We start from the raw sequence: 14,824 nt of genomic DNA, 5'->3' as shown, positions 1-14,824 counted from the left end.
CCAAATAAGCGTTAGCAATTATGATGGTAAAAGCCATACAGCAAAAATTAATGAAAACCTTCGCCATCTGCAAATTAAAATGCCTTACTTATCTGGGTATCATGATGGTTTATAGCTTAGCTATGCCTGCTTATGCACAAGGTGTATTTCCTGAGGATGAGGTCAAATCAGCTATGCAAGCTAAGATCAACCTAGCCCTTCAATACCAAGTAAAGTTTAAAGCACGTCCTGACCATAACTTTTTATTAACGGCTGATTATCGCTTTTTCCCCGATAAAGCATCGGCTAAAAATATGCCCGGTGTTATCGTTTTACATGACTGTCATAGTCAACGAAACAATTATCAAAGCTTATCGACAAGTATTGCCGAGCAAGGTTTACATACTTTATCGTTAGATTTTCGCGGCTATGGCAGTAGTGTTGCTCAGGGCTATTCGAAACTAGAAGTGAAAAAACATGCCACTGACATTATTAGTTTTCAAACTGAAATTGCGGTATTGATGTCTTATTGGACAGAAGACTTACTGGCGGCTTATGAATACTTACGCAAAAAAGTTGATAAAAGTCAGGGGATTTCAATTGTTGCTAGTGGTTGTGCAGGTGCTTATGCAGTAGCATTAGCTGAAAAAGTGCACTTAAGCTCTATGGTGTTATTAACGCCCGATATGTCTTATGGCGATAAAGAGCGTTATAAAAATCTGGTTGATATTCCCAGTTATTTTATTAGTTCAGCTCAGCACGCCATAAGCTATGCTACAGCACAGGAGCTCTTTGCTTGGAGTGGTGCGAGACATTCAAAGTTGCAAGTGTACAAAGGTGACAAGCTCAATTACCAGGTCATTAGGGCCAATAAATATTTGGTTAATGATATTGCCCTTTGGTTGAAATTCACTTTACGTTAAAAGCAGCCTAAAGAGATATTCAGAGAGATTAAGGGAGCAACAGGGCAGCACTAACGCTCAAAGATGGTATCAAGAATAATAGCAGAATTGGTTCTTTCTACACCTTCAGTTGAGCATACCGTATTGAGTACGTCACTGAGTTTTTCTAGAGTACTGGCTTGTATGGTAACCAATAAGTCATATTCGCCACTTATCGAATGGATATGGGTAATTTGGTGAACTTTCCTTAAGGCGATACAAATAGTTTTTCGTAAGTTTGGCTTTACTTTTAACGAGACATTGGCGGAAATCAAACCACTGGTATATGCGCTGTTGAGCACAACGCTGTATCCTTTAATCACCTTATTATTTTCAAGCTTACTGAGTCGATTTTGTATCGCTGTTCGAGAAACGCCTGTTGCTCTGGCGATATCTGAAACACTTGCTCGGGCATTTAGCCGTAATATTGACAACAATTCTTCATCTTTTTCGGTTAACAAACTACACTCCATTTTACTGACTACATTCATAAAATAGCCATTAACTTACACTTTGACAGCTTTATATGTCAATTTTACTATAAAAAAGGTCATATTACCAAGTTGTGTCACTTTTATTGTAGCCGGCCTGAGTTGATAATATGATTATTAAAGCACAATAATTATTTAAGGAATTTACATGACTGATTCTGTATCTACGAAAGGTTTTTATTCACATTTAACTGCACAAATTGAGCAAGTAAAAGAAGATGGTTTATACAAGGCTGAACGTATTATTACTACTGCTCAGCAGCCACAGATAGCCGTTAATACTGGTGAAGAAGTGATTAACTTTTGTGCCAATAACTATTTAGGTTTAGCAAATCATCCAGAACTCATTGCCGCAGCAAAAACTGGTTTAGATGAACATGGCTTTGGTATGGCATCAGTGCGCTTTATTTGTGGTACACAAGATATTCATAAGACCTTAGAGCAAGGTATCAGTGAATTCCTAGGTATGGAAGATACCATTTTATACTCTTCTTGTTTTGATGCTAATGGAGGTTTATTTGAAACCTTATTAGGGCCAGAAGACGCTATTATTAGTGATGCCTTAAATCATGCCTCTATTATTGATGGCGTACGTTTGTGTAAAGCGAAACGCTTTCGTTATGCCAACAATGACATGGCTGCTCTAGAGCAAAGTTTAATCGAAGCGGATGCCGCTGGCGCACGTTTCAAGTTAATAGCCACCGATGGCGTTTTCTCAATGGATGGCGTTATAGCTAACTTAAAAGGTATTTGTGATTTAGCGGACAAATACAATGCCATGGTAATGGTTGATGATTCACATGCGGTAGGTTTTGTCGGTGAACAAGGCCGTGGTAGTCATGAGTACTGCGAAGTGATGGGTCGTGTTGATATCATCACTGGTACTTTAGGCAAGGCTATGGGCGGTGCTTCAGGCGGTTTCACTGCAGCGAAAAAAGAAGTAGTTGAATGGTTACGTCAACGCTCTCGTCCTTACTTGTTTTCTAATTCACTAGCGCCAGCGATTGTTAATGCGTCATTAAAAGTACTTGAGCTTTTAGCAGAAGGCGGTGCTTTACGTAAAACATTGAAAGATAATGCTGCTTATTTCCGTACTAGTATGGAAGCGGCTGGCTTTACTTGTGCTGGTGCTGATCATGCGATTGTGCCGGTAATGTTAGGTGATGCTAAAGTTGCTAGTGCCATGGCTGACCGGTTATTAGCGGAAGGTATTTATGTTATTGGTTTCTCTTTCCCGGTAGTACCTAAAGGGCAAGCACGTATTCGTACACAAATTTCTGCTGCACACACTAAAGCACAGTTAGACCATGCAATTGAAGCCTTTATTCGTATTGGTAAAGATATGGATGTTATCTAGTTAAAATTCACTACTTGTATAGCCCAATTTTTGTTTGATAATTAATTGGGCTATACAACTTGTAATCAGTTAAGAATTAAAAAGATAGAGAGCGACAATGAAAGCTTTAGCTAAATTAAAAGCAGAACCAGGTATTTGGTTAACCCGTACCGAAAAGCCTAAACTAGGTCATAATGATCTACTTATCAAAATTAAAAAAACTGCTATTTGTGGTACTGATATCCATATCTACAATTGGGATGAATGGGCACAAAAAACGATTCCTGTACCTATGGTGGTCGGCCATGAATATGCAGGTGAAGTGGTAGGTATTGGTCAAGAAGTAAAAGGCTTTACTATAGGTGACCGTGTTTCAGGTGAAGGTCATATTACTTGTGGCCATTGTCGCAATTGCCGAGGTGGTCGTACGCACTTATGTCGCAATACGGTAGGTGTTGGTGTAAACCGTGAAGGTTCATTTGCTGAATATTTAGTGATACCCGCTTACAATGCCTTTAAATTGCCCGATGAAATTTCAGATGATTTAGCTGCAATTTTCGACCCCTTTGGTAATGCAGTACACACCGCATTGTCGTTTGATTTAGTGGGTGAAGATGTTTTGATCACAGGTGCTGGTCCTATCGGTATTATGGCTGCTGCAGTGGCCAAGCATGTTGGTGCTCGCCATGTCGTTATCACAGATATTAATGAGTACCGCCTTGATCTAGCCAGAAAAATGGGCGCTACTCGTGCGGTAAATGTCAGTACAGAAAAACTAGAAGATGTCATGAAAGAGTTAGGCATGAATGAAGGTTTTGATGTTGGCATGGAAATGTCAGGTGTGCCAATGGCGTTTACCTCCATGTTAGAAAATATGAACAATGGTGGAAAAATTGCCATGTTAGGTATTCCAGGTGGCGAAATGGCTATTGATTGGAGCCAAGTTATTTTTAAAGGTTTAACCATTAAAGGTATTTATGGCCGTGAAATGTTTGAGACCTGGTATAAAATGGCGAGTTTGATTCAATCTGGCTTAGATCTAACGCCAATTATCACCCATCATTACAAGATTGATGATTTCCAACAAGGCTTTGATATGATGCGCTCTGGCCAATCGGGCAAGGTGATTTTAGATTGGACCTAAATCCGTTATACTAACTGCTACAAAAACGCTACCCTAGCTGGGTAGCGTTTTATTAAGTTGAGTAAAACAAAAAATTCACTGTCACTAAGGCCGTGATTAAAAATAAAGGTTAATTGAGGAATTAAAAGTGTCAGATAATAGTTTCAAACATATGTCAGTCAGTGCTCTACAAGAAGTTATGGCGGATAAATCACATGTTGTTGTCGATATTCGAGATGAAAATTCCTTTGCCAATGGCCATATTGCTCAAGCGATTCATTTAACCAATGAATCAATGGCTGACTTTTTACGTGCAGCTGATCTGGATGCACCGGTAGTTGTTTGTTGTTATCACGGCATTTCTAGCCAACAAGCGGCACAATTCCTTATTAGCCAAGATTTTACCGATGTCTACTCTCTTGATGGCGGTTTTACCCAATGGCAAACGGAATTTCCTGACAATATTGAGCGATAATTAGCATGACAAATGGGCCTGCTGAGAATATGGATACTTTACAGCCTCTGGTACAAGTTAAAGACCATAATATTGCCTTACTATTTAGTAATTATTTACAATCTTTGGGCATCCAAGCTCAGCTTAAGGCAAGCGAAGATCAGGGCTATATAATTTATTGCCCTGAGGATAAAATCTGCCAAGCAAAAGCAGAATTTGATGCCTTTATTTTGCAACCCTATGCTGATAAATATCAACAAGCGGCATGGGATAGAAGTGAAGCAGTCACGTTAAATAGCGATGATTTCAGTTTATTCACCAACTTTAAAGAAAATTTTTTAGCCCATGCGGGTATTGTCACCTTAGTGGTTTTTAGCCTTTGTTGGTTGGTTTTTCTTGGCAGTGAACTTGGTTGGGCGCAGCAACTTTTCAATACCTTACAGTTTTACCCGCAATTATCACTTAATGCTTTTTTAGCCGACCCCATACGCTTAATTGGACCAGCATTTTTTCATTTTTCTTGGCTGCATATTGTCTTTAATACCATGTGGTGGTGGCAATTGGGTGGCAGTATTGAGAAGACATTAGGTAAAGCAACGCTAATTAATATATTACTTATCTCGGCAATTGTTTCTAACCTAGGACAGTTTTTAGTATCCGGCTCAAATTTTGGCGGCTTATCCGGTGTCGTTTATGCCTTGGTGGGCTTTGTCTGGTGGTTTGGTTATTTAGCACCTGAGCGTGGTTTATCACTGTCTAAACCGATAGTTGGCTTTTTACTTTTCTGGCTAGTACTAGGCTTTGTTGATTTACTACCAGTTAATGTTGCTAATACCGCACACTTACTGGGGTTACTGTCTGGCTGCTTACTTGCCGTGTTCACGGTAAAGGTTATAAAGAAATTGTAGACAATATACATTTGCTTACTAACTAACCTTTCTATTTTTTTATTTCTATGATTCAATAAGTTAAAATGCTTATTCAAAATAGGGAGATAGAGCAAGTGATCAGGATTGAGAACATCACTAGAACTTACGGTTCCGGTGACATTGAAGTTAACGCCCTCGTAAATGTATCCTTAGTTATTAAAGAAAATGAATTTGTCGCAGTCATGGGAGCCTCAGGCTCTGGCAAATCAACCTTAATGAATATTCTTGGTTGTCTTGATACTCCTACTTCCGGTGAATATTACCTGTCAGATTTATCTGTGAAAGATATCGATGATGTAAGTCTATCTAAAATTCGCAATGAAAAAATAGGCTTTATCTTTCAAACCTTCCATTTACTGCCGCGCTTAACTGCCCTACAAAATGTGACTTTACCGCTGCGCTATTGTGATGTGACTCCTGAGGAGTCCGAACGTCGGGGTAAAGAGTTACTAGCAAAAGTTGGACTATCAGATCGCGCCCATCATAAACCTTTCGAAATGTCTGGCGGACAACGACAGCGCGTAGCAATTGCCAGAGCATTAGTGAATAACCCTAAAGTGATTTTTGCTGATGAGCCAACGGGTAACTTAGACTCTACAACTTCATATGAAATAATGGACTTATTGTGTGAATTACACACACAAGGGCAAACAATTGTCATGGTTACCCATGAAGAAGATATTGCTAGGTATGCTGATCGCACCATTCGCATGAAAGACGGGCAAGTGGTTCAGGAGAAATTATGTTTAACGGCTTAGTTTTTAGTTTATTACTACTCTCTTTTTCAAGTGTCGCTAATGATGCTTTTATTCTTTCGGGACAGATCAAAGCCAGTGACAATCAAACCTTTTACGCACCGAAAACGGATAGTTGGCGAGTACAAGTCCAGTGGATGCTACCAGAAGGTGATATAGCTAAAAAAGGCGATTTGGTGGTGGTATTTGATAGTGGCTCTATTCAAAGTCAAATCGAGCAGGAAGAAGTGAGTTTAATTGTTGCACAAGAAGAACTGCACAGAATAGCAAGCAGCAATAAACAAACACTGTTAGAAGCCACTTTTGGTCAAAAAAAAGCAGTACTATTATTAGAGAAAAGCCGCATTGATGCCAGCATCACCATAGAATATTTGAGCCAATACGATTATGAGAAAAATCAATTAGAGTTTGAAAAAGCCTTGGTAGCAAAGGCAAAAGCCAAGGAAAACTTAAAGCAAACAAAGGTAGCAAACCTTGTGGCGACAACTAAGCAAAAATTGGCTATCAAAAAGATGCAAGGAAAACTGCAATACAATCGTCATAAGCTCCAACAAATGAGTGTTTATGCTGAGCGTAGCGGACCCGTTTTATACGGCAGTCATCCATGGACTGGTGAAAAAGTTTTTGTTGGTATGACTGCACAACCATCATGGAAGATAGCCGAAATTCCTTCGATGAATGGCTTATATATTGAGACATGGGTTCATGAGATTGATTATAAAAACTTGAACCTAAATAGTCGCGCAAAATGTACCTTAGATGCTTTTCCTGAAGATAGCTTTACCGCGAAGTTAACGGATATTTCAACCCAGCCAGAAGAACGAAAGGAATGGGGTAAGGGTGTTTATTACCGCAGTGTTTTTAAATTTGATGTGCTATCTACATTAACCTTACTACCGGGTATGAGCGTGCAATTAGAATTTGAAGGAACAAATCATGAATAAGTTTGCTTTAGCGAGTTTACTGCTGTTATTGCAAGCATGTGAACAGGTTGCTGTAGAAACAGTGCAACAAGAGCGTATTGAGGTCATTGTCTCGGCAAGTGGTGAGCTTGAGTCACAGCAAACGGCAATGATAGCGCCACCGTCTATTGCAAGAATGTGGCAATATCAAATTAAGCAATTGGTCCCTGAAAATAGCCAAGTGAAAAAAGGTCAAATTTTAGTTTCATTTGATGATCAAAAAGTCACCGACAGACTAATTGATAAACAAGCTGATCTAGACCGAGCTGAAAAAGAACTGGAAAATAAAATAGTTAAAGAAAAAGAAGCCGAGCAAGAGCTGATTTTAGTGGTGGCAGAAAAAGAGATGGAATTTGAGAAAGCGAAGCGAAAGGCTGAAATTGTTGATAATAGTCGCTCGTCAAATGACAGAAGAAAGGCTGAAATAGACTATACCATTGCTGAAAACGATCTGTTTTTAGCTAAGAAAAAACTGAAATACCAACGAAACAACAAGATAGTTAATCTAAAGTTAGCTCAAGGAAAAGTTGATCGAATTACTGCTGAAGTGAATAATTTTAATCGTGATATTGAACGCTTAAAAGTAAAAGCGCCTATGGATGGTATGGTTATTTATAAGAGTGATTGGCAAGGAGAGAAGCCAGCTGTTGGCGAAAGTGTGCAATTTGGCCAGCCTATTATTGAGCTGGCAGTGGTTGAAAAAATGCAGTTAAAGGCGCAAATAGCCGAGCCAGATAGCGGTAAGGTAGCGCTAGGTCAAAAGGTAAAAATAACCCTAGATGGTACCCAAGAATTAGTTTTTCAAGGCAAGATAATAAGCCTCGGCAAAGTATTTAGGGATAAGTCATCTCAGGACAAACGCAGAATTTTTGATGCCATCATTGCCTTTGATAAAGCAGATGCCACGGTTATGAGGCCGGGAATGACGGCACGGATTGAAGTGGTGACCGCGGTATTAGATAACGTCTTAACACTCCCTGTAACAGTAGTAACAAATACCGATGGTAAATATATAGTTTACCTCGCAAGTTTGATTGATAAAGAGCCAAAACAAATCAAAATTAGTCATATTGTCGGCACTAAAGTGGTGATATCTCGAGGCTTATCGCTAGGTGATGAGGTAATACAATGAAAAAATTAATTATACTCGGGGTATGTTTGTTAAGTGCTTGTAGTGAGGCGCCAATATCACCGCTATTGTACCAAGTAAAGTCACAATCTTTCGCCATAGAAGTCCCTGCTGAAGGAGAGCTATTCGCCGCAAAAGCAACCATTATAAGTGCCCCTGTCTCAAGAGGGGGAGTACAGAATATTTCTTGGTTGGCACCTGAATTTTCGATCGTTAAAGCGGGCGATATTATTGCTCGTTTTGATGGTGAAGCGATGCAGGTTAAAAGCCGAAATAAAGAAAATGAAATGGCGATTACTCAGCAAGAAATTATTGAAAAAACTGGCATGTTATATAAAGAGCTTGATGCGATCAATCGAGATATTGGCATGGTTGAGCAAGAACGATTATTTGCGGAAAACTTTTCTATTGATGATGTCCGTATTCGTTCCAAGCTTGAAATTATTGACTCACTGCAAAATACCGCTTACTTAGCTTCAAAACAAGAATACTTGCACTGGAAAAATGATAGTTTTAGCGATAGTTCTGCCGGTGATATGGGTTTGCTTGAAATGAAGCTACAACAGAAACAAGATAAGTTAACGCAGTTAACGGCCAGTTTAAATCAACTTGAAATAAAAGCACCACATGATGGTTTACTAGCTTATAAAGCAAATTGGCGGGGTGAAAAGCCTAGAGCGGGACAATCTGTTTGGCCAGGCCAAAAAATAGCTGAGTTACCTAATATAAAAGAGATGAAAGCTAAGCTATTTGTTATTGAAAGTGAAGCGATAGAATTGGCAGAAGGAAAAGAAGTTAATCTGTATTTATTTGCCCATGTCGATAAACCTTTTACCGGGAAAATTTCTTCGGTAGCGCCATTCCCCAAATCTATTAAACGTGGCAACCCACAAAAGTACTTTGAAGTTGAAGTGATTCTTGAGCAGCAGAATACCGAACTATTTGTGCCCGGAAGAAAATTGCAGGCGCAAATCTTAATAGAAAAAGCACAAGATAAACTTATCGTGCCATTACAATCTGTTTTCACTAAAGAAAATAGTTCGTATGTTTATTTATTTGAGGATAATGAATTTAAAATGACTGAAGTTGTTTTAGGCCAAGCAAATTTAAGCCATGTAGAAATTGTCTCAGGGCTAAAGTCGGGCCAGCAAATATCGTTAACAGATCAGGAGCACAGCTAAGTGAAATACATTGATATTTTTAAGGATACCTTTGCTGAGCTAGCGCAACATAAATTGCGTACGCTGTTAACGTTACTCGGGATGATTTTTGGTGTTGGCGCTGTTATTGCCATGCTTAATATTGGTGAAGGTGCAGAGCGTGAAGCACTGAAAATGATTGATACCATGGGTTTGCATAACCTAATTATTGAAACAAAAACATTTGAAGACAAAGAGTTAAAAGAGCAGCGAAAACACTCCTCAGGTTTAACCATTCGAGATGGTGAGATAAGTGCGCGCTCATTACCCTTTGTTGAGTCTTTTAGCGCGCAAAAGGTAATTGATACTTATAGTATTTTTAGTGCTCAAGGCAAGAGTGATGGTGAAGCGATGGGAGTCAGTCCAAGCTTCTTTACCTTGTCTAAGTTTAACCTTGAGCAAGGTCGCTTAGTTAATGAAAGTGATAATTTAGGCTTTTCACAAGTGGTTGTGCTTGGTTCAACGAGTGCAAAACAGCTGTTTCCACTCGGTGGTGCGCTAGGTAAGAATGTTAAAATAAATCATCTATGGTTTAAGGTCATTGGTATTTTAACGGCGCCATTTTTGAAAAAGGCCGAGTTTCAAGGAATTAAACTGGGTGGAGATCAGCATAGGGTTTTTATTCCCCTTAATACAGCCATTCATAAGTTTGCCAGTAAAGATCTTGCCAGTGAAGTTAATAGCATTAAGTTAAAACTAAATGACTCAGTTGACCCTATTGAAGCAGCCAAAGCGGTTAGCCATTTATTAGAACGTCGTCATAATGAAGTGGCTGATTATGAAATTGTCATTCCTGCGGCATTATTGGCGCAACAAAAACAAACTCAGCAAATTTTCAATATTGTTATGTCTTGTGTTGCGGGTATTTCTTTACTGGTGGGCGGTATTGGCATAATGAATATTATGCTGGCAACAGTGCTTGAGCGTACCAAAGAGATAGGTTTATTAAGGGCTGTCGGCGCGACACAAAAAGATATTCAAATACAGTTTATTGCCGAGAGTTTTACTATCTCTATTATGGGGGGCATTCTTGGTGTGTTCTTTGGTATCTTACTGTCAGAATTGATCTCTATCTATTCACAATGGGCCGTATCCTGGTCACTGACCGCGATTATTTTGTCTTTTAGTATATGTGCAATGGTAGGGCTTACCTTTGGCGTTTACCCAGCAATTAAAGCATCTAAGCTTAACCCGATTGATGCCCTGCAAAGTGATTAGACTTAAGTAAGAGACTTCAACGATGATGTTGCTTATGTTCATCTGAACAGCGGTATGGTGATGTTATACCAGTTCCATTAAGTTTGTGATCTTGTTGTGTGTAGGAAAAATAAATCAAAGCAAGGCGCTCGATTGACCAATAGCTGGCTATTGGGATTGAGAGCTACGCCGCCTTGGAGTATTTTAACCAGCACAAGTGAGCAATAATTTAATGGAATTGGTATTTAAGGGGTATTGAAATGAACACTTAGGTGATGAGTTTACCTAAGTGTTTTTATATAACGCTTGCCTATTACAAGAGAGTTTAACGTAGACGTTAGTAATAACAGCCGTAAAGGAAAATTTATTAAGTAGAATTCAGCTTAATTATCTAGCCATTGAGTGAAGAGTAACTTTTTAATCAGTGGTTGGCCGGTTTCTCTAATGAGTAACTCTTTTACTTGCTCTTCACACTGTAGCTGAATTTCCGCGCGGCCCTTCATCGACTTAACTTTCGCTTCCGATTGTTGGCCAATGATGTTGATTATGGCATCGCGTAATAAAGGTGCATGATGTTCCACTATGCTAAAGTCATCACCGGCAACCATTAGCTCTACCGTTAAGCGTACATAACCCATTTTCTTCTTCACCGCGATATAATTGGTGACAATGTCAGGCTCAAAACCATAGTAAGCATAATCGCTAGCATTGGCCCTAGAGGCACCAATGGTTAAAGTGAATAAAATAGAAAAGAGAATTAAGGATTTAAACATAAAATAACAGTCGATTAGGGATGATTGAACTTACCCTTATCATAACCTGATTTTAGTTTTTTACCTGATTATTTTTTATGAAATTTTAATTCTGCTACTCCCTTGATTGAGATAAATGAGTTTACTGTTTAGGTCTGCTACTATAGCGACGATTTTAACGATTGATCATTTTATAAAGTAGATTCATGAAGCAGAAAACTGTGAACTTTCCGGTAACATTTCCAGTAATTTTCCCGATAACCTTAGCGGGTCAATGGCAATCACCTAGCGATGAGCGATTTGCTGAGTTGCCGGTGCCACTTAAAGATTGGTTGCTTGATGAAGGCTCACTTACCGCCCGGTTAAAAAGCCGCTGCGAAAACTTTAAAGTTAAGGTCATTGGTGAGCAACAACAACTATGCTCAGCAGCAGAAGCTTGTAACCTTATTAAAGTAGGTGAACCTATTTTAGTACGGGAAGTCATTTTATATTGCGATGGCGTACCACAGGTTTTTGCTCGCAGTTTACTGCCTTTAGCTAGCTTGACCGGCAAAGAGCAAGTGCTTGGCAATTTAGGTGAGCAACCCTTAGGGCAAGTGCTGTTTAATAACCCTTCACTGCAACGCTTACAGTTAGTACTCTCCTCTTTTTCAGCTGACAGCAGTGTCGCCATTTTAGCAACTAAATTAACTGAGAAACCAAAAAAAGAACTTTGGGGGCGTCGTTCTATCTTTATGTTGGACAATAAGCCTTTGATGGTTGCCGAGGTGTTTTTACCTGATGCCTTTGCTTATCAAGGCTCAGAAAATGTTAGCGTCTCAAACTAATAAAACACCGATTAACTAGATAACAAAATACTAAAAAGAAACCAGATACATGCTAAAAAAACTGCAACAAAAGTGGTTAGCGATTAAGTTAATTACCCGTATGGATAAACCTATTGGTACCTATCTATTATTATGGCCAACGTATTGGGCATTATGGATTGCTAGCGATGGCTGGCCTAACATGCACATATTGTTGGTTTTTAGTTTAGGTGTGTTTATCATGCGCAGCGCGGGTTGTGTGATAAATGATTACGCCGATAGAAAAATAGATGGCAAGGTTGCCCGAACTAAAAATAGACCCCTTGTGAATGGCATGATGAGTGCAACCGAGGCTATTAACTTATTTGGTGTGTTAATTGGCATGGCGCTTGGCTTAGTGCTGACCCTTAGTTGGCCGACTATTTATCTCTCTGTGGTCGCGGTATTTTTAGCGGCGCTCTATCCATTTATGAAGCGCTATACCCAGTTGCCACAAGTGTTTTTAGGTGCTGCCTTTAGCTGGGGCATGATCATGGCTTTTTCTGAAGCACAAGGTCAGATACCCTTAGTGGCTTGGTTACTCTTTGCTGCTAACCTATGTTGGACCGTTGCTTACGATACCATGTACGCCATGGTTGATAGAGATGATGATGTGCAAATAGGGGTGAAATCTACGGCTATTTTATTTGCCGAAAACGATAAGCGCATTATCGGTTTTTTGCAATTAATGACCTTGGCTTTATTGTGGACAGTAGGTGACATCTTAGCCTTTGGTTGGCCGTATCAGCTGTGTCTTATTGTGGCTGCAGGCTTGTTTAGCTATCAACAGTTATTGATTGTAAATAGAGATCGTGACGCCTGTTTCCAAGCTTTTTTGCATAATCATTGGGTCGGCTTGATTGTATTTGTTGGTATATCCATTGAGTATTTATAGTCGTCTACTGAATTAATTCAGCAGTTGAATAAACTCATCAAAGGGTAAAGGCTCACTAAAGTAATAACCTTGGTATTGATAGCAACCCAAGACTTTTAAACAGTTGAGTTCTTCAGCTGTTTCAACACCCTCAGCAAGAATATTCATCTTCAGGGTTTTTCCCAAACTAATAATCATACTGGCAATGGCGGCGCTCTCGTTGCATTGCTCAATATTGGCGACAAAAGAGCGGTCTATTTTCAATACACTGGCTGGAATACGCTTTAAGTAGGTAAGTGAGGAGTAACCGGTACCAAAATCATCAATACTACAATCGATAGCATTGGCTTTGAGCGAGGCGATTAACTTAATGGAATCTTCAATGTTTTCTACCAGAAGGTTTTCTGTTAACTCTAACGCTAAACGTTCAGCGGGAATGTTGTTTTGCTTAATAGCATGCAGCACCCGTTCTTGAAAGTCATGTTGATTTAACTGTTTAGCGCTAACGTTTATGGCTATTTTCTTAAAGGACTCTGGTAGAGTCAATTGCTCAAGTTTGTTGATGTCACGACAGGCTTGCTCTAATACCCACTGGCCAATGGCGAGAATTAAATCACTTTCTTCGGCAATCGGGATATAAACCCCAGGTGACTCCATACCATGCACAGGATGTTGCCATCTTAATAGTGCCTCAGCACCAATAATGTCACCATAATGATTATATTGTGCTTGATAATATAGTTTAAAGTCTCCGTGCTCTAAACCTCGCTTCATATCATCGACATACGCTAGACGGCGTTTTATTTTTTCAGACATTGCTGGCTGGTATTGTTTTCCTTGTTTGCTTTTAGCGCGCTTAGCTTCGTACATGGCAATATCGGCAAACTTAATGAGGTTATTCACTGTGCTGCTTTGTAATGGGAAAAGCGCATAACCAATACTGCAACTGAGTTTGTATGAGTTAGCATCAATAACAAAAGGTATTGCCAGTAACTCATTAATTTGGCTAATTAATTGGCTGATGGCATCTTGATAGCCGAAGTTAAGGTTCTTTACCACCATGATAAATTCATCACCACCAAAGCGGCCGACATCGATATGGTCACTACTTAAAGAATGCAGACGGTTTGCTAGAGTGAGTAATATTTTATCGCCAACGGTATGTCCCATGGCATCATTTATTGGCTTAAAACGGTTTAGGTCAATAAAGATGATGGTGCCAATGTGCTTACTGCTGTGCGCATCTTCAATAGCATTGGTCAGTAGATGATTAATATGTTGGCGATTGAATAAACCCGTTAAACCGTCGTGCTGTGCTTGATAGGCTACTTTTTCTTCGATGAGCTGTCTTGAATGGACTTCTTTAACCAGTGAATCGTGCACTAGTGAGGTATAGCAACTAGTCGCTAGCTTTTGTAAAATGGGTAGCAAGGCCTTTTGCACTTCATCCGCTAAGGCATAATGGGTTTCGAACACAAGTAAGCCATGATCAGGGATGATAAAGCCAAACAAAAAATGATCATTTTTACATCGAAAGGAAATATTTTGCTGAGCATGATTAAGTTGCTCGGCAAAGTTGGATAATACTGAATTCTGTTGCCAGGGTTGGCCGATCTTATTTTTAGGAATACTTAATAAATGCTGATAATTTTTACTTTCCAGCGCCGCTAATTTACGAGGCATACCACTATGATCACAATGTACATAAATATGGGCACTGGTTAAGTTTAGGCGACTAAAACATACCTTTAAAAAAACTTTCAGCATGGCTTTTAAATCAAGCTTATTGCCGATGGCCATGGCAAGCTCATGTTGTAGTGAAATAATAAACAGTGCTTTATTCATTGCTCACCTAGTT

At 39.4% G+C, this 14,824-nt stretch carries 15 protein-coding genes; 12 read left to right on the top strand and 3 right to left on the bottom strand.

Annotated features, from left to right (window positions below; genetic code table 11):
* Nucleotides 1–20: 20 nt before the first annotated feature.
* Nucleotides 21–902, top strand: coding sequence for a hypothetical protein (locus HRT55_RS14035; RefSeq protein ID WP_291622227.1), 882 nt, complete (start codon nt 21–23; stop codon nt 900–902).
* A 50-nt stretch (nt 903–952) separates the two neighbouring features.
* Here HRT55_RS14035 and HRT55_RS14030 read toward each other — a convergent pair whose 3' ends face one another.
* Nucleotides 953–1,411: an Lrp/AsnC family transcriptional regulator gene (locus HRT55_RS14030; protein ID WP_291622226.1), complete on the bottom strand. Its 459-nt coding sequence runs from the start codon at nt 1,409–1,411 to the stop codon at nt 953–955.
* 148 nt (nt 1,412–1,559) lie between these two features.
* Here HRT55_RS14030 and HRT55_RS14025 point away from each other — a divergent pair, with 148 nt between their 5' ends.
* The 9 genes from HRT55_RS14025 (at nt 1,560) to HRT55_RS13985 (ending at nt 10,516) form a co-directional block, all read left to right on the top strand.
* The gene (locus HRT55_RS14025; RefSeq protein WP_291622225.1) at nt 1,560–2,768 is read left to right on the top strand and encodes a glycine C-acetyltransferase; all 1,209 of its coding nucleotides are present in this window, start codon (nt 1,560–1,562) and stop codon (nt 2,766–2,768) included.
* A gap of 97 nt (nt 2,769–2,865) precedes the next feature.
* Entirely contained in the window at nt 2,866–3,891 is a 1,026-nt protein-coding gene (gene tdh, locus HRT55_RS14020) for an L-threonine 3-dehydrogenase (protein WP_291622224.1), read from the top strand.
* Nucleotides 3,892–4,018: 127 nt separating this feature from the next.
* Complete coding sequence (glpE, locus tag HRT55_RS14015; protein WP_291622223.1) at nt 4,019–4,345, top strand: thiosulfate sulfurtransferase GlpE; 327 nt, start codon at nt 4,019–4,021, stop codon at nt 4,343–4,345.
* A gap of 5 nt (nt 4,346–4,350) precedes the next feature.
* Nucleotides 4,351–5,232 carry a rhomboid family intramembrane serine protease GlpG gene (gene glpG, locus HRT55_RS14010; RefSeq protein WP_291622222.1) on the top strand — a complete coding sequence of 294 codons (882 nt, stop codon included), beginning with the start codon at nt 4,351–4,353 and terminating at the stop codon, nt 5,230–5,232.
* A 95-nt stretch (nt 5,233–5,327) separates the two neighbouring features.
* Entirely contained in the window at nt 5,328–6,011 is a 684-nt protein-coding gene (locus HRT55_RS14005; protein WP_291622367.1) for an ABC transporter ATP-binding protein, read from the top strand.
* Complete coding sequence (locus tag HRT55_RS14000; protein WP_291622221.1) at nt 5,996–6,952, top strand: HlyD family secretion protein; 957 nt, start codon at nt 5,996–5,998, stop codon at nt 6,950–6,952. The genes HRT55_RS14005 and HRT55_RS14000 overlap by 16 nt, the downstream gene beginning before the upstream one ends.
* Nucleotides 6,945–8,102, top strand: a complete 1,158-nt coding sequence (locus tag HRT55_RS13995; protein ID WP_291622220.1) for an efflux RND transporter periplasmic adaptor subunit — start codon at nt 6,945–6,947, stop codon at nt 8,100–8,102. Before HRT55_RS14000 ends, HRT55_RS13995 begins: the two co-directional genes overlap by 8 nt.
* Nucleotides 8,099–9,280 (top strand): HlyD family efflux transporter periplasmic adaptor subunit, encoded by a 1,182-nt coding sequence (locus tag HRT55_RS13990; protein ID WP_291622219.1) that lies wholly within the window; start codon nt 8,099–8,101, stop codon nt 9,278–9,280. Before HRT55_RS13995 ends, HRT55_RS13990 begins: the two co-directional genes overlap by 4 nt.
* Complete coding sequence (locus HRT55_RS13985; RefSeq protein ID WP_291622218.1) at nt 9,281–10,516, top strand: ABC transporter permease; 1,236 nt, start codon at nt 9,281–9,283, stop codon at nt 10,514–10,516.
* Nucleotides 10,517–10,878: 362 nt separating this feature from the next.
* On the opposite strand, the gene HRT55_RS13980 is transcribed toward HRT55_RS13985, so the two are convergent.
* Nucleotides 10,879–11,268, bottom strand: coding sequence for a flagellar basal body-associated protein FliL (locus HRT55_RS13980; protein WP_291622217.1), 390 nt, complete (start codon nt 11,266–11,268; stop codon nt 10,879–10,881).
* Between the two features lie 185 nt (nt 11,269–11,453).
* Between HRT55_RS13980 and HRT55_RS13975 the strand changes: the two genes are divergently transcribed.
* Nucleotides 11,454–12,074 carry a chorismate lyase gene (locus HRT55_RS13975; protein ID WP_291622216.1) on the top strand — a complete coding sequence of 207 codons (621 nt, stop codon included), beginning with the start codon at nt 11,454–11,456 and terminating at the stop codon, nt 12,072–12,074.
* A gap of 49 nt (nt 12,075–12,123) precedes the next feature.
* Complete coding sequence (gene ubiA / locus HRT55_RS13970) at nt 12,124–12,987, top strand: 4-hydroxybenzoate octaprenyltransferase (RefSeq protein ID WP_291622215.1); 864 nt, start codon at nt 12,124–12,126, stop codon at nt 12,985–12,987.
* A 12-nt stretch (nt 12,988–12,999) separates the two neighbouring features.
* Here the strand turns inward: ubiA and HRT55_RS13965 are convergent, their stop codons facing one another.
* Nucleotides 13,000–14,811: a bifunctional diguanylate cyclase/phosphodiesterase gene (locus HRT55_RS13965; RefSeq protein ID WP_291622214.1), complete on the bottom strand. Its 1,812-nt coding sequence runs from the start codon at nt 14,809–14,811 to the stop codon at nt 13,000–13,002.
* Nucleotides 14,812–14,824 lie beyond the last annotated feature (13 nt).

The sequence above is a fragment of the Colwellia sp. genome (assembly GCF_013214175.1).
Classification (GTDB): Bacteria; Pseudomonadota; Gammaproteobacteria; order Enterobacterales; family Alteromonadaceae; genus Colwellia.
This window is presented reverse-complemented; position numbering and strand designations above follow the sequence as displayed.

Coding starts and splice junctions, on each gene's coding strand:
- HRT55_RS14035 (WP_291622227.1), top strand. CDS start 21: ATGATGGTAAAAGCCATACAGCAAAAATTAATGAAAACCTTCGCCATC.
- HRT55_RS14030 (WP_291622226.1), bottom strand. CDS start 1,411: ATGAATGTAGTCAGTAAAATGGAGTGTAGTTTGTTAACCGAAAAAGAT.
- HRT55_RS14025 (WP_291622225.1), top strand. CDS start 1,560: ATGACTGATTCTGTATCTACGAAAGGTTTTTATTCACATTTAACTGCA.
- tdh (WP_291622224.1), top strand. CDS start 2,866: ATGAAAGCTTTAGCTAAATTAAAAGCAGAACCAGGTATTTGGTTAACC.
- glpG (WP_291622222.1), top strand. CDS start 4,351: ATGACAAATGGGCCTGCTGAGAATATGGATACTTTACAGCCTCTGGTA.
- HRT55_RS14000 (WP_291622221.1), top strand. CDS start 5,996: ATGTTTAACGGCTTAGTTTTTAGTTTATTACTACTCTCTTTTTCAAGT.
- HRT55_RS13995 (WP_291622220.1), top strand. CDS start 6,945: ATGAATAAGTTTGCTTTAGCGAGTTTACTGCTGTTATTGCAAGCATGT.
- HRT55_RS13990 (WP_291622219.1), top strand. CDS start 8,099: ATGAAAAAATTAATTATACTCGGGGTATGTTTGTTAAGTGCTTGTAGT.
- HRT55_RS13980 (WP_291622217.1), bottom strand. CDS start 11,268: ATGTTTAAATCCTTAATTCTCTTTTCTATTTTATTCACTTTAACCATT.
- HRT55_RS13975 (WP_291622216.1), top strand. CDS start 11,454: ATGAAGCAGAAAACTGTGAACTTTCCGGTAACATTTCCAGTAATTTTC.
- ubiA (WP_291622215.1), top strand. CDS start 12,124: ATGCTAAAAAAACTGCAACAAAAGTGGTTAGCGATTAAGTTAATTACC.
- HRT55_RS13965 (WP_291622214.1), bottom strand. CDS start 14,811: ATGAATAAAGCACTGTTTATTATTTCACTACAACATGAGCTTGCCATG.